This window comes from Kitasatospora purpeofusca, from assembly GCF_000718025.1.
GTDB classification, from domain to species: domain Bacteria; phylum Actinomycetota; class Actinomycetes; order Streptomycetales; family Streptomycetaceae; genus Kitasatospora; species Kitasatospora purpeofusca.
Map to the genome: position 1 here is coordinate 197,506 of NZ_JODS01000005.1, position 19,177 is coordinate 216,682.

Sequence of the window (19,177 nt, forward strand, 5' to 3'; positions counted from 1 at the left end):
CAGCCGGTGTGCTCAGCCGGTGTGCAGGACCCGGAAGCGGGCGGGGTCCGCCGGGTCGCGGTCGGCCACCTGGACCGGGGCCCAGGCCCACTGCCACACGCCGATGCCCGCCTCCCGGGAGAACCGGACCGTCCCCCGGGTGCCCTCGACCGCGACCGACGGCCAGGCCCCGGCGATCCGGGCCCGGTCGGCGCCGTGCGAGCGCAGCACCTCGGCGAGGACGGTGACGGTGTCGTAGCCCTCGAAGGCGACGAAGGAGGGCTCCTCGCCCAGGCGCTCGCGAAGTTCCGCCCCGACTCGGGCGCCGAGCGGGCCGAGGTGTTCGGGCAGGTAGCGCAGGAACGGGACCCCGGCACCGTCCTCGCCCAGCAGCGTCGCCCAGTCGGCGAGTTCCGGCTGCCCGGCCGGAGCGCCGATCAGGATCCCGGCGAGGCGGCGGTCCCGGCGGACGGCCCGGACGATCGGGACCGCCGGTTCGGGGTGGCCGGCCAGGAGCAGGAGGGCGGTCGCGCCGTCGGCGGCGAGCTCCTCGCACACGCCCTCGGGGGTGAGGGTGCGCAGGTCGAGTTCGACGAGGGTGCCGCCGCGCGCCGTGATCCGCTCCCGGAGGATGCCGGTCCCGGACGCCCAGTAGACGCTCGGGTCGGCCGCCACGGCGATCCGGCGGTGCCCCGCGCCGAGGAGGAAGTCGGCGTAGACACGCCACCCGTGCGACTGTGCCGGGGCGATGCGAGCGACCCGGTCGGCCGGCCCGTCGGTGAGCGCGTCGAGCACCGCGGAGGAGCACAGGAAGGGCAGACCGAGTGCCTCGGCCCGGGCGGCCGCGGCGCGCGCGACCACGCTGTGGTACTCCCCCGCCAGGGCGGCCACCCCCAGACCGGCGAGTTCGTCCACGGCCGCCTCGGCCCGCCCGGGATCGGCGGCGGTGTCGCGGACCACGAGCTCGACGGGCCGGCCGGCGATCCCCCCGGCCTCGTTGACCTCGCGCGCGGCCAGGTCGAGTCCGGCGAGCAGGTGCCGGCCCGCCGTGACCCAGCCGGGGCGGGTCAGCGGCACGAGCACCCCGATCCGGACCGACGGCCCGTCGGCGGGCGAGGCCCCGCGCGGCCGGTGCGGCCCGTTCGGCTCATGCTGCCCCTGCTGCTCGTTCTGCTCGTTCTGCTCGTTCTGCCCGTTCTGCAGGTGCGGGTCCGGTGGTGTGTGCATGCGGCGGCCTCTCCCCCGTGATCATCTCGGCGGTTCATGATCAGGACGCGCGCAGCCTACCCAGGGGCGCGCCGGTGGAGGTCGCCGCGCCCCACGACGCAGCCGCCCCGGCGACACGCAGACCAACCCGTTCAGGTGACATTCCCCCCTTTCGCACCGCACCGCTCCCTAGGGTTCGAAGCACCGTTTGCCCACGAAGGGATTTAACTCATGTACCGCACCGTCCGTACGTTCGCCGTCCTCATCGCCGCTGTCGGCGCCATTTCCGTCCCCACTCAGGCCTTCGCCGACGACACGGTGACCGTGAACACCACCACCATCACCGTGATCGGCACCGGCAACCAGCTCGCCGGCGGCGAGATCACCAACGTCGGCGGTGACGCCGTCATCGGGTCCTTCGACGGCATCGACGTCCACTGACCCCGACCCTTCTGTCCCCCGGTTCCACCACGGAACCGCACCGCCCGCGCCAGTCCCCGGCGCGGGCGGTGCCGTGTCTCCCCCGGCCCAGGCCCCGGCCGCGCCCCGTGCTCAGGTCTCGCGCTGAGGGTGGTACTCCGCCTCGGTGGTGCCGAAGGTCCAGGCCACGCCGGCGCGGGCGGTGCGGGTGTCCGGCGGCACCCGCAGCCAGTAGGTGCGGAAGGTGCCGTCCGGCTCGGCGGTCGAGTTGACCACCTCGACCATCACCACCGGCTCGTCGTCCGGCAGTTGGATCCGCCAGAGCACACCGGTCTCGTCCCGGTGCATCGGTTCGGCGCCGGAGTCGGCGAGGTAGCGCTCGTAGCCGTAGTGCTCCAGCAGGACGCGGCGCAGCTCGGCGTTCTCCTCGGTGCGGATCCGCTCGACGGTGACGGTGCCGAGCCCGGCCAGGAACTCGGCGGGTACGGGCATGCCCCGCCAGGCGTGGAGGGCGAAGCCGTCGGAGTACTCGAGGGCCGGTCCGTCGGCGCGGTCCAGCCGGCCGGCCTCGTCGCGGTGCAGGGCGGTCGGGCGCTCACTGATCAGCACGGTGTCCGCGTAGGGCCACCACCAGCCGGTGGTACGCGCCACCTCGGCCAGCGCCGCGATCCCCGCACCGTCGGCCCCCGGCGCGCCCAGCACCCCGGCGGCCTCGAAGGCGGCGAACCAGGGTGCGTCGTGCTGACCCCGGACGGCGTCGAGCAGCGCGAGCCTGGCGGCGGTGCGGCGCTCGCGGGCCAACCCGGCATCCCCCGGCGGAACGTCCCCGACGGCCGGGTCGGGCGCGAGCCGGTCGAGCAGGGCGGCGCGGATCCGGTCGGCGAGCGCGTTGGTCACCGGGCCGAGCTCGCCGCCGGTCAGCGCCCAGAGCGGCGGCCAGCCGACCGCGCCGGTCCGCTCGACCGCCTGTCGGCGGACCGCCTCCCAGGGCAGGGTCCTGACCGTCTCCCGGACGGTCGAGGCCCCGGCCGCGCGCAGCTCCAGGGCCGCCTCCGCCGCCGCCAGCGGCGAGCCGAACCACTTGATGTCGGCCGGTTCGGCCAGGCCGGCGGCCCGGTACGCGGCCCGCACCGCGCGCTCGACGCCGGCCCGGTCGGCCGGGCCGGTGGCGGCGGCGGTCGTCCGCCAACGGGCCGTCACCTCGGCCGTCACCTCGGCTGTCACCTCAGCTGTCACCTCGGCCTTCGCCCCCGCCGACGCCGCCGCCTCGTCCGCCGCCACGCCTGCCGTCGCCACGGCCGGTGCCGCCTGTCCGGTCGCCATCCCCATCACCCTCTCCGTTCCCGACCGGGCACCCCGCCCAGCCGTACCGCGGACGCCGTGCGCCGCCCGCCCCGCCTCGTCGTGCATCCCCGCCTCGTGCGGCGCCCGCGCGGCCGCCGTCAGTCGGCGACGATCCGCACCGCGCCCGGCGCGTACTCGCGCTGACGCACCACTCGGAACCAGCCCTTGGGCAGCGGTATCGCCGCGTGCTCCTCGTGCACCACCCGGCCGCCCTCCGGCAGGTGCAGCCACGCCACCCCGAACGGACCCGCCTCGCGCCGCAGCTCCCCCGGCCCGACCACGGCGTGCGCGTGACCGGTCACCTCGCCCAGGGCCAGCACCAGCCGGCCCCGCGCGTCCCTCGGCTGCTCGGCCAGCGAGGCCACCCGGGCCGGGACGGCCTCCTTCTCCACCGGCACCAGCAGCACGTCACCCTGACGGAACATCAGCTCTCCCTCGCCGAATCGACGACGCATCGGATTCCCACACCACGGACCATAGGACAGGGGTACGACAACGGCCCCGGCACCCGAGTGGCCTCGGTGAATGCCGGGACTACCGGGACTGCCGGGACAGGTGGTCCGCGGCGGTCGCTAGTCTGTGCGACCGTCGGCCTGCGGGGCCGACCAGCACATGTACCAACAGGGGGATCTGTCACCATGTCGTCTCGTCGTACCGTCCTGGCCGCCGTCGCCGCGGCCACCGCTGTCCTGGCCCTCGCCGCCTGCGGCCCCGACAACGATTCCGGGACCGGGGCCGCGCCCGCCGGTTCCTCCGCGGCCCAGCCGTCCGCCGCCCAGCCCTCGGCCGCCCAGCCGACGGCGACGGGGTCCGCGGCCGCCCAGCCGTCCGCCGTCGCACCGCCGAGCGCCTGTGCCCCGCCGAAGCCCGTCGGCCTCCGCCGGGTGATCCACCCGGTCAAGCAGCCGCGCCAGGACACCGTGACCTACCAGGAGACCGGCTACACCTGCACCGCCGGCAAGGGGAAGTGGGAGCCGACCGGCCCCCGGAAGAACCTGACGTTCGCCCCGGAGGTCAAGGCCCAGCTCCAGCCCGTGTCCGGACAGTTCAAAACCGTGGTGGTCGGCGAGCTGTGGAACCACATCGGGGCGTGCCTGGACCGCACTCCCGACGCGGGCGTGTGCAGTCCCGGACTGAACTACGAGATCTCGCTGGACGGCGAGGGCAGGATCAACGAGATCCAGGAGCTGTACGCCTCCTGAGCCGCTGCCACCGTCCGGCCGCGTCAGCCACGCCCGGCCCGACCCGACCGGGCGTCGGCGCCCTCAGGTGCACCAGAAGAGGAACGGTGTGCAGGTGGGCGTCGGCCGCGGGGAGGGCGTGCCGGACGGGGTGGCGGTAGCGGTACCGGTGCTGGTGGCGGTGGCAGTACCCGTGCCCGAGGGCGAGCCGCCGGTCGACGGGGGCGGGCCCGACGCCGGGGGCGGTGCCGTCGGCGCGGCGGTGCTCGGCGCGGCCGGGACGGTCGGCGCCGGAGCGGGCGCTCCCTGGTCCGGCGCGCCTCCGGTGGCCGGGGCCGTGGCCCCACCGCCCTTGCCCGCCGAGGGCGACGCGGCGGCGGAGCCGGAGCCCGAGGGCGAACCGGAGGCCGGCGCGGACGCCGTCCTGCTCGCGGGAGCCCGGGTGGTCGACGGGCCCGGAGCCGGGGTCGTCACCGCCGGGGCCGTGGACGCCGTCGGCCCCGGGGCCGAACCGCCGCCCGGGGCCCCGGTGGTGACCGGGGCCGGGGCCGCCGCCTCGGCCGGTACGCCCTCGGAGCCGTTCGCCACCAGCGTCGCCGCCCCGAGCCCCAGCACCGCCGTACCGAGCACGGACAGCACGATCCGCCCCGGTCGCCGTCGTGTCCGCCGCGACCGCCCCGCCGTCCGCCGGGAGCCCGGCCGACCGGCGCCCGGGCCGCCGCTGGGCGCGGCCGGTCCCGCCGCTCCCACCGCCTCCGGCAGCGGACCCGCGGCCGCCCCGACCCGGGAGTCGGGCGGCGACGGGTGGTCCGGGCCGGTCGCGGGCGCCCCGCAGCCGGGACAGGCCAGAGCGCCGTTCAGATGACGGCGGCAGGGCGCGCAGTAGTTCATAGGATCTTCCCCGTGCTGCCGGACGGCAGGCTCACACCGGTCGCCGTCCTTCGCCGCCGGCCGCGCACGTCGTCGTGCACATGCGGAGCCTAGGCACGGCGACGGCGGGGGTGCCATGCCTGCCTGTGAGGCTTCTGGAGAGATGCCGTGTCAGTCGGCCGTGCACCGCCCACCGGCCGCCCGCGGTCCACCACCTCCCGGGGACGGCCCGGAGGCAGTCCGGGGGCGGGCCCGGAGGCGACCCGGCCGGGGGATTGTCGGTCCGGACTGGTAGACAGTTGTTCGGCCCGCACCGACGCCCCAGGAGCAGCGCATGACGGTCAACAAGCACATCGAGGACTTCCACGGCCTGCCGGTCTTCGACTTCGTCACGGCCGTCGACGCGGGCGACGAGCTTCCGGAAGCAGGAGCGGTCGCCTGGAAGATCGGCGTCGAGATCGACTCCGAGCAGGACTGGACCGCCCGGTGGGGGCAGTTCCTCGACCGGGTGGACTCCGCCTCGGTGACGGCCGTGGTGGTCGGCGAGTGGTCGCACGACGGCCCGATGAGCTTCGCCGGACCGATGGCCGCCCTCCTGGAGGCGGCCGACCGGCTGCCCGCGCTGCGCGGGCTGTTCCTCGGCGACATCACGTACGAGGAGAACGAGATCTCCTGGATCCAGATGGTCGACGTGACACCGGTGCTGACGACCTTCCCGCTGCTCACCGAGCTGGTGGCGCGCGGTGCCTCCGGCGAGTACGCGGAGGACGGGGGCTTGGCGCTCCAGCCGCTGCGGCACGAGCACCTGCGGGCGCTGCGCTTCGAGTCGGGCGGCCTCACCGGGGAGGTGCCGCGGGCGGTCGCGGCGAGCGAGCTGCCCGCGCTGGAGCGGCTGGAGTTCTGGCTCGGTGTGGACGCGTACGGCGGCACGACCAGCACGGCCGATCTGGAGCCGTTCCTGGACGGCGGCCGGTTCCCCGCGCTGCGCCACCTCGGCCTGCAGAACAGCGTGTTCCAGGACGAGATCGCCGCCGCCCTCGCGCACGCCCCCGTGGTGGCCCGGCTGGAGTCGCTGAACCTGTCGATGGGCGCGTTCACCGACGAGGGTGCGACGGCACTGCTCGACGGCCAGCCGCTGACCCATCTCAAGCGCCTCGACCTGCACCACCACTACCTCAGCCAGGGCATGCAGCAGCGGCTGCGGGAGGCCCTGCCGGGGGTCGAACTCGACCTCTCCGAGGGCGGAAAGCCCGACGACCGGTGGCAGTACGTGGCGGTGGCCGAGTAGCCCGCCCGCCCGGGGCCTGCCTTCCGGTGGCCGCCCCGGGCACCCCGCCCGACCGTTCCCGCACCTGCCGCACTCACCGCACCCGCCGCAGTCGCAGAAGTCACCGAAATCGCCGCCCAGGGGGCACCCGTGATCATCACCAGCACCACCGACCGCTTCCTGCACCTGCCGGTCGTCGACTTCTCGGTCGACAAGCCCCGCCGGAGCAACCGGGGCGACCGGATCGAACTCCCGGAGCCGGGCACCGTCGCCTGGCGGCTCGCCGTGGCGTACGGCTCGGAGGGCGGCTTCGAGGCCCTCTGGTCCGCCTTCCTGGAGGCCGTCGACCCGGCCGCCGTCCGCGGGCTGGTCCTCGGCCCCTGGTGGATCCAGGACTACACCCCGGTGTCCGAGGCGCTCTCCAGGATCGTCGCCGACGCCGACCGGTTCCCGGCCCTGGAGGGCCTGTTCATCGGCGACGTCTCGTCCGAGGACTGCGAGATCTCCTGGCTGGAGATGTCCGACGTCACCCCGGCCCTGAAGGCGTTCCCCCGGCTGACCGACCTCGTGGTGCGCGGCGGCAACGGGCTGCGGCTCGAGCCCTTCCGGCACGAGCGGCTGACCCATCTGCGGTTCGAGACCGGCGGGCTGCCGGGCCGGGTGGTCCGGGGGGTCACCGCGAGCGAGCTGCCCGCCCTGGAGAGCCTGGAGCTGTGGTTCGGCGTCGACGAGTACGGCGGCGACGCGACGATCGACGACGTCGCACCGCTGCTGGCCGGCACCCGGCTGCCGGCGCTGCGCCACCTCGGCCTGCAGAACAGCGAGTTCCAGGACGAGATCGCCGCCGCCGTCGCGCACGCCCCCGTGGTGGCGCAGCTGAGCACGCTGAGCCTGTCCATGGGCGTGCTGAGCGACGAGGGCGCCACCGCGCTGCTGGACGGCCAGCCGCTCACCCACCTCAAGAGCCTCGACCTGCACCACCACTACCTCAGCGAGGCCATGCAGGAGCGGATCCGGGAGGCCCTGCCGGGCGTGGACGTCGACCTCTCCGACGCCGAGGAGGAGGACGAGGACGAATGGCGCTACGTCGAGGTCTCCGAGTAGGCGCGGGCCGATGCTGACGACCCCGCGGGCCTTCGGCCCCGCTCCGGCCCGGGTGGGCCACCGGCTCCCGCAGGACGGGCGGCTGACCGTGCTCGGCAATCCCGGCCACCGCCGGGTGACGCTGTTCGCGGCCGCCGCCCGGGCCGCCGGGCTCCCCGAGCCCGCCGTCCTGCCCTGGATCGATCTGCTGCGCGGTACCCACCGGGTCCCCCCGGGCGCCGTGCTGCGGATCGAGTCCCCGGGCGAGGACGAAGCCGTGGACACGCTGCTGCGCGGCCCGGTGCTCGGCGCGGACTACGCGGCGACCCGGGTCGAGGGCGGCGCGGCCTGGTACGCCGGGGTGACGGCCGCGCTGCGCACGCTGGCGGCGACCCCGGGGGTCGTGCTGCTCGGTGATCCGGAGGAGATCGCCGTGATGTTCGACAAACGGCGGACGCACGCCCTGCTGGCGGCGGCCGGGGTCCCGGTGCCGCGCGCCCTGGAGGGCGGCGCCGTCGCCGGCTGGGACGACCTCAAGGCGCGGTTGGACGCCGCCGGGCTGCGCCGGGTCTTCGTCAAACCGTCCCACGGCTCGTCCGCCTCGGGCGTGGTGGCGTTGGAGTTCGGTCCGCGCGGCCAGTTGCGGGCCACCACCTCGGTGGAGCTCGCCGACGGCCGGATGCACAACTCGCTGCGGGTCCGCCGCTACCAGGAGGAACGCCAGGTGGCGGAGCTGGTCGACCGGCTCGCCCCGGACGGCCTGCACGTCGAGCAGTGGGTGCCGAAGGCCTCCCAGTCGGGCCGCTCGGCGGACCTGCGGGTCGTGGTCGTCGCCGGGCGGGCGACCCATGCGGTGGTCCGCACCAGCGACCGGCCGATGACCAACCTCCACCTCGGCGGTGCCCGGGGCAGTCTGGAGCTGGCCCGGGAGGCCGCCGGACCGGCCTGGCCGGACCTCCTGGAGACGGCGGAGCGGGCGGCCGCCTGCTTCCCCGGCTCGCTGACGGTCGGCGTCGACGTGCTGCCGACCGCCGCCTGGCGGCGCACGGTGGTCGGCGAGGTCAACGCCTTCGGGGACCTGCTGCCCCGACTCACCGGCCTGCCGGGCGGGCCGGCGGAGGGCCTCGACACCTACGCCGCCCAGCTCGCCGCGCTCGGCGCCGCCCCGCTCGCGGCAGCCGCACCGCCCGGGGCGACGGACCCGGCGACGCACCCGACACGCCCGACGCACCCGAACCATCCACGTACGGAAAAGCCCTGATGAGCCACCGCACCGCCGCCACCGCCCCCACCATCGACCCGACCGCCGACCCTGGCACCTCCCCCTCCCCTGGTCCCGCCGATCCCGACATGAACGCCGTGGTGGGCAGCCACGACCTGTTGCTGGTCACCCTGGACACCCTGCGCTTCGACGTCGCCGAGGAGCTGGCCGCCGCCGGGCGGATCCCGAACCTGGCCGCCCGCCTTCCCGGCGGGCGCTGGGAGCGGCGGCACTCCCCCGGCAGTTTCACCTACGCCGCCCACCAGGCGATCCTGGCCGGCTTCCTGCCGACCCCGGCCTCGCCCGGCGGGCCGCACCCGCGGCTGTTCGCCGCCCGATTCGCCGGGTCGGAGAGCACCGCGCCGCGCACCTGGGTGTTCGACGCCCCCGACCTGCCGGGCGCGCTCGCCTCGGCCGGCTACCGGACGGTCTGCATCGGCGGCGTCGGCTTCTTCAACAAGCAGGGCCCGCTGGGCTCGGTGCTGCCGGGCCTGTTCCAGGAGAGCCACTGGGCGCCGGAGATGGGCGTCCCCTCGCCGACCTCCTTCGAGGCGCAGGTCGACCGGGCCGAGCGGGTGGCGGCCGAGCAGCCCGCCGGGCAGCCGCTGTTCCTGTTCGTCAATGTCCCGGCGCTGCACCAGCCGAACTGGTTCCACCTGCCCGGTGCGACGCGCGAGCACGGCGACAGCAGGGAGAGCCACGCCGCCGCGCTGGAGTACGTGGACGCCCACATCGGCCGACTGTTCGCGGCGATGAGCGCGCGACGGCCGTGCTTCGCCATCGTCTGCTCGGACCACGGCACGGCCTACGGGGAGGACGGCTACACCGGCCACCGGATCGGCCACGAGGTGGTCTGGACGGTCCCGTACGCCCACTTCACGCTGCCCGCGACGACCGCGCCCGCGGTGCCCGCCCCGTCCTCCGCACCCGCCTCGTCCTCCGCACCCGCCTCGTCCTCCGTGCCCGCCTCGTCCGCCGCAGCCGCCCCGACCGCCGAGGAGACCGTATGACCACCGCCCCCGCCGCGCCGGCCGTCCTCCCCGACGGGTCCGCGGGCTCCTCCCCGTACCAGTCGTACGTGTACGCCTACCCGCACAAGACGGCGTACCGCGACCTGCCGGACCGTCCGCCGCTGCGCGAGCTGTGGGCGGGCGAGTCGCAGCACGCGCTCTCGCTCTACCTGCACATCCCGTTCTGCGAGGTGCGCTGCGGCTTCTGCAACCTGTTCACCCGGATCGGCGGCCCGGACGGGCTGACCACCGCGTACCTGGACGCGCTCGACCGGCAGGCGGGCGCCGTCCGCGCGGCACTGGACGAGGGGGCCGGGTTCGCGCTGGCCGCGTTCGGCGGCGGCACCCCGACGTATCTGAGCGCCGCCGAGCTGGAGCGGCTCTGCGACATCGCCGAGCACCGGATGGGCGCCGACCTGCGGGCGATCCCGCTCTCGGTCGAGGCCTCGCCCGCCACGGCCACCGCCGACCGCCTCGCCGTGCTGGCGGAGCGCGGCACCACGCGGCTGAGCCTGGGGGTGCAGTCCTTCGTCGACGCGGAGGCCCGCTCCGCCGTCCGACCGCAGAAGCGCGCCGAGGTGGAGGCCGCGCTGGGCCGGATCCGGGACGCCGGGTTCCCGGTCCTCAACATCGACCTCATCTACGGCATCGACGGCCAGACGGAGGCGAGCTGGCTCCGGTCGCTGGACGCCGCACTCGCCTGGCGGCCCGAGGAGCTGTACCTGTACCCGCTGTACGTCCGGCCGTTGACCGGGCTGGCCCGGCGCGGGGAGGCGGAGAGCCCCGCCGAGTGGGACACCCGGCGGCTCGCGCTCTACCGGGCCGGCCGCGACCACCTGCTCGCCCACGGCTACGAGCAGGTGTCGATGCGGATGTTCCGCCGGGCGGCCGCGCCGCAGGCCGGGGTGAGCGAGTACGCCTGCCAGACCGACGGCATGGTCGGCCTCGGCTGCGGCGCCCGCTCCTACACCTCCCGTCTGCACTACTCCTTCGACTACGCGGTGGACGCGACGGAGGTGCGCCGCATCATCGACGACTACGTGGCGACCCCGGCGTTCGACCGCGCGGTGGTCGGCCGGGCGATGACGCCGCCGGAGGCGCGGCGCCGGCACCTCGTGCAGTCGCTGCTCCAGGCGGAGGGGCTGGCGCTCGCCGACTACCGGGACCGCTTCGGGAGCACCCCGGTCGAGGACTTCCCGGCCGAGTTCGAGGCCTTCGCCGCACGCGGCTGGCTGGCGGAGGACTCCCTGGGCGTGGCCACCGGTCCTGCGGATCGCACCGATCCCGCCGAGCGGCTCAGGCTCTCGCCCGAGGGTCTGGCGCACTCGGACGCGGTCGGCCCGATGCTGTTCTCCCCCGAGGTCCGCGCGTTGATGGCGGAGTACGAGGCGAAATGACCTTCCTCGGTATGCCCGCGCCCGGGCCCGCCCCGGCCCCGACACACACCCCGTCCCCGGGGCCCGCCCCGGCCCCGGCGTCCGGGCCGCTCGACCTCGCTCTGCTCTACCGGGGCCCGCTGGCCTCCTGCGACTACGACTGTCCGTACTGCCCGTTCGCCAAGCGGCGCGACACGCCCGGGCAACTCCGGGCCGACCGGGCCGCGTTGGAGCGCTTCACCGGCTGGGTGGCCGGACGCGGCGGATCCGGGGACACCCTCTCGGTGCTGTTCACCCCGTGGGGCGAGGGGCTGGTGCGGTCCTGGTACCGGCGGGCCATGGTCGAGCTGAGCCGGCTGCCGCACGTACGGCGGGTCGCGATCCAGAGCAACCTCAGCTGTCGCACCGGCTGGCTGGCCGAGGCGGACCTCGACACCCTCGCGCTCTGGGTCACCTACCATCCCGGCCAGGTCGAGCACGGGCGCTTCCTCGCCAAGTGCCGCGAGCTGGACGCGCTCGGTGTGCGGTACAGCGTCGGCGTGGTGGGGCAGCCGGAGCACCTCGCGGCGGCCCGGCGGCTGCGCGCCGAGCTGTCCCCGGCGGTCTACCTGTGGATCAACGCCGCCGAGGGCCGCACCTACACCGACGCCGAGGCGGCCGACTGGACGGCCCTCGATCCGCTGTTCGGGTACAGCCGGCACGCCCACCCCAGCGCCGGCCGGGCCTGCCGCACCGGCGAGTCCGTGGTCTCGGTGGACGGCGACGGCACCGTCCGCCGCTGTCACTTCGTGCCCGAGGAGCTGGGCAACCTCTACGACGGGTCCTACCGGGCCCGGCTCGGCCCGCGGGCCTGCCCGCTGCCGGTCTGCGACTGCCACATCGGTTATGTGCACCTGGAGACGCTGCCGCTGTACGAGGTCTTCGCGGGCGGTGTGCTGGAGCGGATCCCCCACAGCCGGTGACGCCGCCCGCACGCTGCGGGGTACCTGCGCCCCGGCCCGGCTCCGGCCTGGCCGTGGCCCGGTCCACGTACCTACGCTGGGGGGAGGAGGAGGCGATCAGCATGCTTGGAGACGCACCCTTGGTGGCGATCATTCCCGCCGCCGACGTGGCCCGGGCGAAGGCTTTCTACACCGACACCCTCGGCCTCAAGCTCACGGACGCCGGCCCGCACGGCGATCTGACCTTCGAGTGCGGAGGCAGCGAGTTCGGCATCTACGAGACACCCAGCGGCGGCCAGGCCGCCCACACCCTGGCCAGTTTCAAGGTCTCCGACCTGGACGCGGAGATGGCCGGACTGCGCGGCAAGGGCGTCGTGTTCGAGGAGTACGACATGCCCGGCCTGAAGACGGTCGACGGCGTGGTCGAGGACGACGGCATGCGCGCGGCCTGGTTCAAGGACAGTGAAGGAAACATCCTCTGTCTGAACGAGCGCACCGCCGGCTGACCCGGCCGACCAGCTCGCAGCAGACAGAACTCGCAGCGGACAGGACCGGACCGGACGTACCGCACACGTCCCCGGCCGGGCACCGCACAACGCGGTGCCCGGCCGGGGAACGAGGGAGCGAATGCCGCAGGCGGGCGTCAGCCCTCGGCGGCGAGGCCCGGAACGGCGTTGTCGAGGGCCTCGGTGACCTGGTCCAGCAGCACCCTCAGGGTGGCGAGCTGTTCGACCGGGAGTCCGGTCGCGACCAGGAGTCGGCGCGGCACCTGTCCGGCGCGCTCGCGCATCGCGGAGCCCTCGCCGGTGAGGCTGACGGTGACCGAGCGCTCGTCCTCCGGGCTGCGCTTGCGATGCACCAGACCGGCCGCCTCCAACCGCTTGAGCAACGGGGAGAGGGTCCCCGAGTCCAGTCGGAGGTGTTCGCCGATCCGTTTCACCGGCAGTTCGCCGTGTTCCCAGAGCACGAGCATCACCAGGTACTGCGGATAAGTCAGGCCAAGATCCTTGAGCAACACCCGGTAGACACCGCCGAAGGCGCGGGAAGCCGCGTTCAGCGAGAAGCAGATCTGTCGGTCCAGGAGGAGCAGGTCGGCATCGTCGGGAAGGTCGGGCAGCACGGTCATGGGTCCATGGTAGCGACGACATGTGCCCTATTAAGTTGTGCGCAATTGAATGGTGTGCTCTACTTGTTCTCGGAAGGCGGTCCGAACGGGCCGCCGGACCACCACTTCGTACGCAGGACGAAAGGGAACGGACCCATGGACGCGCTCTACACCGCAGTCGCCACCGCCAACGGCCGGGAGGGCCGCACCGTCAGCTCCGACGGTCAGCTGGACCTCGCGCTGGCGATGCCGCCCGGCCTCGGCGGCAGCGGTCAGGGCACCAACCCGGAGCAGCTGTTCGCCGCCGGTTACGCCGCCTGCTTCGCCAGCGCGCTGGGCCTGGTCGGCCGGCAGGCCAAGGTGGACACCGGCGAGATCTCGGTGACCGCCGAGGTGTCCATCGGCAAGGACGCCGAGGGCTTCGGCCTCGCGGTGGTCCTGCGGGTCGAGCTGCCCGAGGCGCTCGCGGGCGAGACCGGCCAGCTGCTGGTGAAGAAGGCCCACGAGGTGTGCCCGTACTCCCGCGCCACCCGCGGCAACATCCCGGTCGAGCTCGTCGTCGAGTAGTCACCGGCCGAGCCGTCACCGGCCCCGAACACCGAGGGTGCCCCGCCGCGCGACCGCGCGGCGGGGCACCCTCGCGTCGGCCCGATCCAACGGACGACGGCGTCAGCCCGATCAGCCGGACGACGGCGGGGGAACATCCGGCGGACCCGGGGGTGGCGGCGGAGCCGACGGCGCGGCCGGCGGACCGGCCCCCGGTGATCCACCGCTCCCCCGCAGGACGTCCAGGCGGTGCCGGTACTCCCCCGCGTCGATCTCACCGCGCGCGAACCGCTCCGCCAGCACCTGCTCGGCCGCCGGCCAGGCCGGCAGCACTCCACCCGACGGACCACCCGGACCACCGGGGCCACCCGGAGCCCCGCCCCACATGCCCTTGGGCGGCGGCGGACCGGCGACCCGCGATCTCCGGGTCAGGAGCACCGCGACGACCACCAGCGCCACCACGGCCAGCAGCAGTCCCAGCGCGAACAGGCCCAGACCCCAGGGCCCGACGCCATGACCGTAGCCATGGCCGTTCCAGTGCCTCATCACGACCTCCTCACCACCCCGGTCGGTGAGCGGCCGCCTTGACCGACGGCCCGCCCCGGGGCGCTCGGCGCCTCACCACCATCGTGCGCCCCCGCGCGTCGGAGTGGCGTGAGGAGATGCCGCCCCACCGACCCGTGGGGCGCACGGGAGGCGGGAGAGCGCAGGAGGGCGGCCGAGCATACGCCGCCGGGAGGCCGCCGGACCGGGAAAGCCTCCGGACGCACCCGAGGCCGGACCGTCCCGCACCCGGCCGGGTAGCGTTCGCCCCATGAACCACCACCCGTCGGCCGACGACCGCGAGCGCCTCGTCGCGGCCGGGGTACTGCTCCGCTACGCGGACCACCGCCCGCACCCGGCACTGGGCCACTCCACCATCGGCTACGTCTCGACGGCGCTCTGGTACGAACTCACCGCACTGGCCATCTCCCCCGACGCCGCGGCGGCCACGGCCCACGCCCTGCTCCGCGCCATCGCCGCCGACGCGGTGGACGCCGCCCTCCTGCCCGGCAACGAGACCGCGCCGCGCGACGACCTCTACGTGACCCACCCCGCGTACATCGGCCCGCGCCGCCGCACGGTCTGGTTCCAGCGCTCCGGACCGCGCGGCCTGGTGACGGCGATGTTCCCGCCGTAGAACCCGGCTCCCGAGCCGATCGCGCGACGGGGGCACAGCGGCCGTGCCACATCGCCGCGGGCCGTCGGACACCGCCTCAACGCCGCGCCGGGCCCCGTCCTCGCGGGCGGCCCCCGGCGCGCTGCCGGCGGGCGTGGCGCACGTACATCACCGTCCCCGCCGCCGGGGCACCGACCAGGACGAGGGAGAGCCCCACCGGGAGCACCCCCGCCAGCACCGTCGGTGAGACGTACGCCGTTCCGGACGAACCGTCCGCCAGCCGCGCCCGGGCCGTTTGCGAGCGGGCATCCCCCTCGACGCGGACATCGAAGGCCGGACCGCCGCTGTCAGCGGTGAAGACACCGGAGCAGGACGTCGAGGTTCCCTGGCCCGCCCCGATGTCGTGCGTCCAGCAGGTGACTCCGGTCACCGTCCCCGGCTCGCCCCAGAGCGTCGCCCGCAGCTCGTCGGTGAAGTTCGCCAGCACGGCGTAGGCCAGGATGACGCCGACCATGCAGGCCAGCACGAGCCACGGGACGGGTCCGACCTCCTCCGGCTGCCGGTACGCAGCATCCTCGGCCTCGCTCATCCCCACCCCGGATCGTCGACGGACCTCCATGGTGGCCGGTCCGGGACGCTCTCGGAAGGCCCTCCGCGCATCGTCGCCGGGCCGGTCGGACGTGGTGCACCGACGTGCGCGACAGGTCCGGGATCACGCACCGCCCGGGACGACCGGCGCGTCCGGAGCGCCCCGTTCGATCCGCAGGCTGTGGCACGTCCAGCTGAGCAGGTCGGACCCGAAGATCGGCGGCCGGTCGTGGTAGGCGCCGTCCGCGACGGACAGATTGACGATCAGGTAGGCGTGCCAGTCCGCGCCCACTCCGCGCCGGTCGGCGTGGATCAGGGTGCCGTCGACGAACCAGTCGACCGAATGGGCACCGAAGACCGTCCGCAGGTCGAAGGTCACGCCGGGGGCTATGCCGGCCTCGGCGCCGTGCCAGTAGCGGTAGCCGCCCCGGACGTGGTTGGAGATCTCCAGCAGGTCCGGGTTGTCGGGGTGGTACTCGAAGACGTCGATCTCGTTGCCGCCGTCCCGCCAGGTCCAGATGGCCGGCCAGGCGCCGAGTTCGCGGGGCAGGGTGATCCGCGCGCTCAGCACGTCCCCGGTGCGGACCTGGAAGCCCTCGGGGCTGCCCTCGGTGGTCAGCAGATTGCACGTCCAGAGCTCGCCGCCGTGGCGCCGGACGGCGGTGAAGATCCCGCCGGGGCAGTACGCGCGGCTGAGGAAGTCGAGTTTGTGGTCCCCCCGGTTGGTCGGCCCCATCCGGGGATAGGCGCTGCTGCGCCCCGCGATCCACTGGCTGGTCGATGTGAAGTCCGCGTCGAACACGACGGCCACGGCTGCCTCCCCGGTCACCGGCGGCGCGGCGGCCCGCTACCGCCGCACACGCAGGGTGATATTCCCTATACGCACCGCAATATTCGAAGCGGACGCTCCGGATCCAGCCGATTCCCGATCGAACGGAGTGGCGAGGGGCGGCGGGCGCGGGCGTACAGGGTCAGCGGACCGGCGCAGGCGCGTCGCTCCCGCGCGCGCTGCCGTTGCGCGCGCCCCCGGCCCGACCGTCGGCCCCTCGCCCTCCAGCGCCTCGCCCGGGGCTCCCGGGGCCCTCGACGCCCCCGGCGGAACCGGCGGCACCGGCGGAACCCGCAGAACCGGCAGAACCCGAACCGGCTCCGCCGCCCGCGCCGTCCGCGCCGCCCGGGGAGTCGCCCTCCGGGCCCAGGCCGCCGAAGGTGTCGGCGCTCAGCCGGTCGGTCACCGACACCACGCCGTCCACCGAGCGGCAGAGGTTCAGCACGATCGGCACGAGGTGCGGCTCCGGCACCGTGCCGCTGAGCACCACCCGCCCCTGGTCGACCTCGACGCCGACCAGGGCCGGGCTCACGCCCTCGACCCGGCCGAGCACCTCCTCGACGATCTCCCGGCGGATCACCCGGTCCTCGCGCAGGAAGACCCGGAGCAGGTCCCCCCGGCTCACCATGGCGAAGACCCGGCCGTCCTCGTCCAGCACCGGCAGCCGCTTCACACCGTGCCGGCCCATCAACCGGGCCGCCGCGACGACGCTGGTCGACGGGGTGATGCAGACCACCGGTCCGCTCATCAGATCGGCGGCGGTGACGGAGCCGTCCGGACCGGGCCTGACCGCGCCGGGCGGTGGGATCAGACTGCCCTGGTCCTCCTGTGCCGCCAGGGTGAGCAGTAGGTCCGCCTCCGAGACGATGCCGAGCGGCCGGCCGTCGTCGTCCACCACCGGCACTCCGGTGATGTCGTACTCGGCCAGTAGCGCGACGATCTCCCGGAAGCCGGTCTCGGGCATCACCCGGACCACGGGACTGGTCATCACTGATTCGACGGTGGCATGCCGCACGCCGGTTCACCTCGTCCGCGAGCACCGTCCGGCCGGACCTCGGTCGTCCGGTCGGCTGTACGAGGAGCATCTCCCCCGACCGGCCGATCCGCCAGGGGCCAAGGGGCTGAATCGCGGGGACCAACGGCCCCTGGCCCCGAACACCGCGTTTACCGGGCCCGGCGCCGCACCGCGCGGGTGCCCCGGCCCGGCGCGCGCCCCCGACCCGCTGGGCCGGACGGGCCGGACCGGCCGATCGGGGTGCGCAGGACACCTGCGGCGCGGGTACGCCTTCCGGCCGGACCGCCCACCGGCGACCGCCCACCGCCGACCCCGGGAGCCACCGTGACCCACGCCACCAGCCCCGACGACCGGCCCACCGACCAGCCCGACGACGGACCCGACGACCGGCCCGACGACCGGCAGACCGACCGGCCGAACGACCCACCCCCCGGCGGACCGCTGCGCTGCCTGGTCACCGGGGCCACCGGCTACATCGGCGGACGGCTGGTGCCGGTCCTGCTCGACGCCGGCCACACCGTGCGGTGCCTGGTCCGGGCCCCGGACCGGCTGCGGGACCACCCCTGGCGGAGCCGGGTCGAAGTGGTCACCGGGGACGTCACCCGCCCCGAGAGCCTCACCGACGCCTTCACGGACGTCGACGTCGCCTACTACCTGGTGCACTCGCTCGGCACCGGCCCGGACTTCGAGGCCACCGACCGGGCCGCCGCCGGGGCGTTCGGGCGGGCGGCGGCGTCGGCCGGGGTACGCCGGATCGTCTACCTGGGCGGCCTCGCCCCCGCCGGAGTCCCGGCCGGGCGGCTCTCCCCGCACCTGCGCTCGCGGGTCGAGGTCGGCCGGGTGCTGCGGGCGAGCGGCGTGCCGACCGCGGAACTGCGGGCCGCGGTGATCATCGGCTCCGGCTCGGCGTCCTTCGAGATGCTGCGCCACCTCACCGAACGGCTGCCGGTGATGGTGACCCCGCGCTGGGTGGACACCCGGATCCAGCCGATCGCCGTCCGCGACGTGCTGCGGCTGCTGGTCGGGGCCGCGACGCTGCCGCCCGAGCTCGACCGCGCCTTCGACATCGGGGGCCCCGAGGTGCTGACCTACCGCCGGATGATGGAGCGGTACGCGGCGGTGGCGGGACTGCCGCGCCGGCTGATCCTCGCCGTGCCGGTCCTCACTCCCCGGCTCTCCAGCCTCTGGGTCGGCCTGGTCACCCCCGTGCCCGGGTCGATCGCCCGGCCGCTGGTGGAGTCGCTGCGGTACGAGGTGGTCCGCTCCGAGCACGACCTCGACCGCTTCCTGCCCGAGCCGCCGGGCGGCGCCGTCGGCTTCGACGACGCCGTCCGGCTGGCACTGCGGCGGATCAGGGACGCGGACGTCGCCACCCGGTGGTCCTCCGCCTCGCTGCCCGGCACCCCCAGCGACCCGCTGCCCACCGACCCGGACTGGGCCGGCGGCAGCCTCTACCAGGACGTCCGGGAGCTCCGGGTGGACGTCGACCCGGCCGCGCTGTGGCGGGTGGTGGAGGCGATCGGCGGCGACAACGGCTGGTACTCCTTCCCGCTCGGCTGGGCGGTGCGGGGGTGGGTGGACCGGCTGCTCGGCGGGGTCGGCCTGCGGCGCGGGCGGCGGGACCCGGCGCGGCTGCGGGTCGGCGAGTCGCTCGACTTCTGGCGGGTGGAGGAGCTCCAGCCCGGACGGCTGCTGCGGCTGCGCGCCGAGATGCGGCTGCCCGGCCCGGCCTGGCTGGAGCTGACCGTCACCCCGGACGGCCGGGGCGGCGCCCGGTACCGGCAGCGGGCGCTGTTCCACCCGCGCGGGCTGGCCGGGCACGCCTACTGGTGGGCGGTGGCGCCCTTCCACGCCGTCGTGTTCGGCGGGATGGCCCGCCGGATCACCGAGGAGGCCGCGCGCGGTGGCGAGGGAGGTACCGGGGGAAGGGCCGGGGGAAGTCCCGGGGAAGGCCCCGGGGACGGCACGCCCTGAGCGGCCGACCGCACGGCCCGCCG

At 75.1% G+C, this 19,177-nt stretch carries 21 protein-coding genes; 12 read left to right on the forward strand and 9 right to left on the reverse strand.

The window, feature by feature from the left end; all coding sequences use genetic code 11:
- Positions 1-12: 12 nt before the first annotated feature.
- Positions 13-1,206 (reverse strand): ABC transporter substrate-binding protein, encoded by a 1,194-nt coding sequence (locus IF01_RS0110810; RefSeq protein ID WP_078879864.1) that lies wholly within the window; start codon positions 1,204-1,206, stop codon positions 13-15.
- 210 nt (positions 1,207-1,416) lie between these two features.
- Between IF01_RS0110810 and IF01_RS0110815 the strand changes: the two genes are divergently transcribed.
- Positions 1,417-1,626: a hypothetical protein gene (locus IF01_RS0110815; protein WP_030393111.1), complete on the forward strand. Its 210-nt coding sequence runs from the start codon at positions 1,417-1,419 to the stop codon at positions 1,624-1,626.
- A 111-nt stretch (positions 1,627-1,737) separates the two neighbouring features.
- Here the strand turns inward: IF01_RS0110815 and IF01_RS0110820 are convergent, their stop codons facing one another.
- Together IF01_RS0110820 and IF01_RS0110825 are read right to left on the reverse strand one after the other, a co-directional pair.
- The gene (locus IF01_RS0110820) at positions 1,738-2,928 is read right to left on the reverse strand and encodes a DUF6745 domain-containing protein (protein ID WP_244215482.1); all 1,191 of its coding nucleotides are present in this window, start codon (positions 2,926-2,928) and stop codon (positions 1,738-1,740) included.
- 119 nt (positions 2,929-3,047) lie between these two features.
- Positions 3,048-3,374: a DUF8820 family protein gene (locus IF01_RS0110825; protein ID WP_030393113.1), complete on the reverse strand. Its 327-nt coding sequence runs from the start codon at positions 3,372-3,374 to the stop codon at positions 3,048-3,050.
- A gap of 213 nt (positions 3,375-3,587) precedes the next feature.
- Here IF01_RS0110825 and IF01_RS43780 point away from each other — a divergent pair, with 213 nt between their 5' ends.
- Positions 3,588-4,151, forward strand: a complete 564-nt coding sequence (locus IF01_RS43780; protein WP_051755151.1) for a hypothetical protein — start codon at positions 3,588-3,590, stop codon at positions 4,149-4,151.
- Positions 4,152-4,214: 63 nt separating this feature from the next.
- Here the strand turns inward: IF01_RS43780 and IF01_RS51780 are convergent, their stop codons facing one another.
- The gene (locus IF01_RS51780) at positions 4,215-5,138 is read right to left on the reverse strand and encodes an SCO2400 family protein (RefSeq protein WP_445972083.1); all 924 of its coding nucleotides are present in this window, start codon (positions 5,136-5,138) and stop codon (positions 4,215-4,217) included.
- Positions 5,139-5,334: 196 nt separating this feature from the next.
- Here IF01_RS51780 and IF01_RS0110840 point away from each other — a divergent pair, with 196 nt between their 5' ends.
- The 7 genes from IF01_RS0110840 (at position 5,335) to IF01_RS0110870 (ending at position 12,444) form a co-directional block, all read left to right on the forward strand.
- Positions 5,335-6,288: an STM4015 family protein gene (locus IF01_RS0110840; protein WP_030393116.1), complete on the forward strand. Its 954-nt coding sequence runs from the start codon at positions 5,335-5,337 to the stop codon at positions 6,286-6,288.
- A gap of 135 nt (positions 6,289-6,423) precedes the next feature.
- The gene (locus IF01_RS0110845) at positions 6,424-7,371 is read left to right on the forward strand and encodes an STM4015 family protein (protein WP_375340978.1); all 948 of its coding nucleotides are present in this window, start codon (positions 6,424-6,426) and stop codon (positions 7,369-7,371) included.
- 10 nt (positions 7,372-7,381) lie between these two features.
- The gene (locus IF01_RS0110850) at positions 7,382-8,611 is read left to right on the forward strand and encodes an STM4014 family protein (protein WP_208624301.1); all 1,230 of its coding nucleotides are present in this window, start codon (positions 7,382-7,384) and stop codon (positions 8,609-8,611) included.
- Between the two features lie 89 nt (positions 8,612-8,700).
- Positions 8,701-9,621, forward strand: a complete 921-nt coding sequence (locus IF01_RS0110855; protein ID WP_208624306.1) for an STM4013/SEN3800 family hydrolase — start codon at positions 8,701-8,703, stop codon at positions 9,619-9,621.
- On the forward strand, positions 9,618-11,018 hold the full coding sequence (locus IF01_RS0110860; protein ID WP_030393120.1) for an STM4012 family radical SAM protein: 1,401 nt from the start codon (positions 9,618-9,620) through the stop codon (positions 11,016-11,018). The genes IF01_RS0110855 and IF01_RS0110860 overlap by 4 nt, the downstream gene beginning before the upstream one ends.
- The gene (locus IF01_RS0110865) at positions 11,015-11,959 is read left to right on the forward strand and encodes an STM4011 family radical SAM protein (RefSeq protein WP_244215483.1); all 945 of its coding nucleotides are present in this window, start codon (positions 11,015-11,017) and stop codon (positions 11,957-11,959) included. Before IF01_RS0110860 ends, IF01_RS0110865 begins: the two co-directional genes overlap by 4 nt.
- A 101-nt stretch (positions 11,960-12,060) precedes the next feature.
- Positions 12,061-12,444: a VOC family protein gene (locus tag IF01_RS0110870; protein ID WP_030393122.1), complete on the forward strand. Its 384-nt coding sequence runs from the start codon at positions 12,061-12,063 to the stop codon at positions 12,442-12,444.
- 137 nt (positions 12,445-12,581) lie between these two features.
- Here IF01_RS0110870 and IF01_RS0110875 read toward each other — a convergent pair whose 3' ends face one another.
- Positions 12,582-13,064, reverse strand: a complete 483-nt coding sequence (locus IF01_RS0110875; RefSeq protein WP_030393123.1) for a MarR family winged helix-turn-helix transcriptional regulator — start codon at positions 13,062-13,064, stop codon at positions 12,582-12,584.
- Positions 13,065-13,199: 135 nt separating this feature from the next.
- On the opposite strand from IF01_RS0110875, the gene IF01_RS0110880 reads away from it, so the two are divergent.
- On the forward strand, positions 13,200-13,610 hold the full coding sequence (locus IF01_RS0110880) for an organic hydroperoxide resistance protein (protein ID WP_030393124.1): 411 nt from the start codon (positions 13,200-13,202) through the stop codon (positions 13,608-13,610).
- Between the two features lie 111 nt (positions 13,611-13,721).
- Here the strand turns inward: IF01_RS0110880 and IF01_RS0110885 are convergent, their stop codons facing one another.
- Positions 13,722-14,135, reverse strand: a complete 414-nt coding sequence (locus IF01_RS0110885; protein ID WP_051742745.1) for an SHOCT domain-containing protein — start codon at positions 14,133-14,135, stop codon at positions 13,722-13,724.
- A gap of 268 nt (positions 14,136-14,403) precedes the next feature.
- On the opposite strand from IF01_RS0110885, the gene IF01_RS0110890 reads away from it, so the two are divergent.
- Positions 14,404-14,769 (forward strand): hypothetical protein, encoded by a 366-nt coding sequence (locus IF01_RS0110890; RefSeq protein WP_030393126.1) that lies wholly within the window; start codon positions 14,404-14,406, stop codon positions 14,767-14,769.
- Between the two features lie 76 nt (positions 14,770-14,845).
- Here the strand turns inward: IF01_RS0110890 and IF01_RS0110895 are convergent, their stop codons facing one another.
- From IF01_RS0110895 to IF01_RS0110905, 3 genes are all read right to left on the reverse strand, one after another.
- The gene (locus IF01_RS0110895; protein WP_157855196.1) at positions 14,846-15,337 is read right to left on the reverse strand and encodes a hypothetical protein; all 492 of its coding nucleotides are present in this window, start codon (positions 15,335-15,337) and stop codon (positions 14,846-14,848) included.
- A 123-nt stretch (positions 15,338-15,460) separates the two neighbouring features.
- Positions 15,461-16,147: a LamG domain-containing protein gene (locus IF01_RS0110900; protein WP_030393128.1), complete on the reverse strand. Its 687-nt coding sequence runs from the start codon at positions 16,145-16,147 to the stop codon at positions 15,461-15,463.
- Positions 16,148-16,307: 160 nt separating this feature from the next.
- Positions 16,308-17,153 carry a CBS domain-containing protein gene (locus IF01_RS0110905; RefSeq protein ID WP_063764186.1) on the reverse strand — a complete coding sequence of 282 codons (846 nt, stop codon included), beginning with the start codon at positions 17,151-17,153 and terminating at the stop codon, positions 16,308-16,310.
- 468 nt (positions 17,154-17,621) lie between these two features.
- Here IF01_RS0110905 and IF01_RS0110910 point away from each other — a divergent pair, with 468 nt between their 5' ends.
- Entirely contained in the window at positions 17,622-19,154 is a 1,533-nt protein-coding gene (locus IF01_RS0110910; RefSeq protein ID WP_051755200.1) for an SDR family oxidoreductase, read from the forward strand.
- Positions 19,155-19,177 lie beyond the last annotated feature (23 nt).

Coding starts and splice junctions, on each gene's coding strand:
- IF01_RS0110810 (WP_078879864.1), bottom strand. CDS start 1,206: ATGCACACACCACCGGACCCGCACCTGCAGAACGGGCAGAACGAGCAG.
- IF01_RS0110815 (WP_030393111.1), top strand. CDS start 1,417: ATGTACCGCACCGTCCGTACGTTCGCCGTCCTCATCGCCGCTGTCGGC.
- IF01_RS0110820 (WP_244215482.1), bottom strand. CDS start 2,928: ATGGCGACCGGACAGGCGGCACCGGCCGTGGCGACGGCAGGCGTGGCG.
- IF01_RS0110825 (WP_030393113.1), bottom strand. CDS start 3,374: ATGTTCCGTCAGGGTGACGTGCTGCTGGTGCCGGTGGAGAAGGAGGCC.
- IF01_RS43780 (WP_051755151.1), top strand. CDS start 3,588: ATGTCGTCTCGTCGTACCGTCCTGGCCGCCGTCGCCGCGGCCACCGCT.
- IF01_RS51780 (WP_445972083.1), bottom strand. CDS start 5,138: ATGGCACCCCCGCCGTCGCCGTGCCTAGGCTCCGCATGTGCACGACGA.
- IF01_RS0110840 (WP_030393116.1), top strand. CDS start 5,335: ATGACGGTCAACAAGCACATCGAGGACTTCCACGGCCTGCCGGTCTTC.
- IF01_RS0110850 (WP_208624301.1), top strand. CDS start 7,382: ATGCTGACGACCCCGCGGGCCTTCGGCCCCGCTCCGGCCCGGGTGGGC.
- IF01_RS0110855 (WP_208624306.1), top strand. CDS start 8,701: ATGAACGCCGTGGTGGGCAGCCACGACCTGTTGCTGGTCACCCTGGAC.
- IF01_RS0110860 (WP_030393120.1), top strand. CDS start 9,618: ATGACCACCGCCCCCGCCGCGCCGGCCGTCCTCCCCGACGGGTCCGCG.
- IF01_RS0110865 (WP_244215483.1), top strand. CDS start 11,015: ATGACCTTCCTCGGTATGCCCGCGCCCGGGCCCGCCCCGGCCCCGACA.
- IF01_RS0110870 (WP_030393122.1), top strand. CDS start 12,061: ATGCTTGGAGACGCACCCTTGGTGGCGATCATTCCCGCCGCCGACGTG.
- IF01_RS0110875 (WP_030393123.1), bottom strand. CDS start 13,064: ATGACCGTGCTGCCCGACCTTCCCGACGATGCCGACCTGCTCCTCCTG.
- IF01_RS0110880 (WP_030393124.1), top strand. CDS start 13,200: ATGGACGCGCTCTACACCGCAGTCGCCACCGCCAACGGCCGGGAGGGC.
- IF01_RS0110885 (WP_051742745.1), bottom strand. CDS start 14,135: ATGAGGCACTGGAACGGCCATGGCTACGGTCATGGCGTCGGGCCCTGG.
- IF01_RS0110890 (WP_030393126.1), top strand. CDS start 14,404: ATGAACCACCACCCGTCGGCCGACGACCGCGAGCGCCTCGTCGCGGCC.
- IF01_RS0110895 (WP_157855196.1), bottom strand. CDS start 15,337: ATGAGCGAGGCCGAGGATGCTGCGTACCGGCAGCCGGAGGAGGTCGGA.
- IF01_RS0110905 (WP_063764186.1), bottom strand. CDS start 17,153: ATGACCAGTCCCGTGGTCCGGGTGATGCCCGAGACCGGCTTCCGGGAG.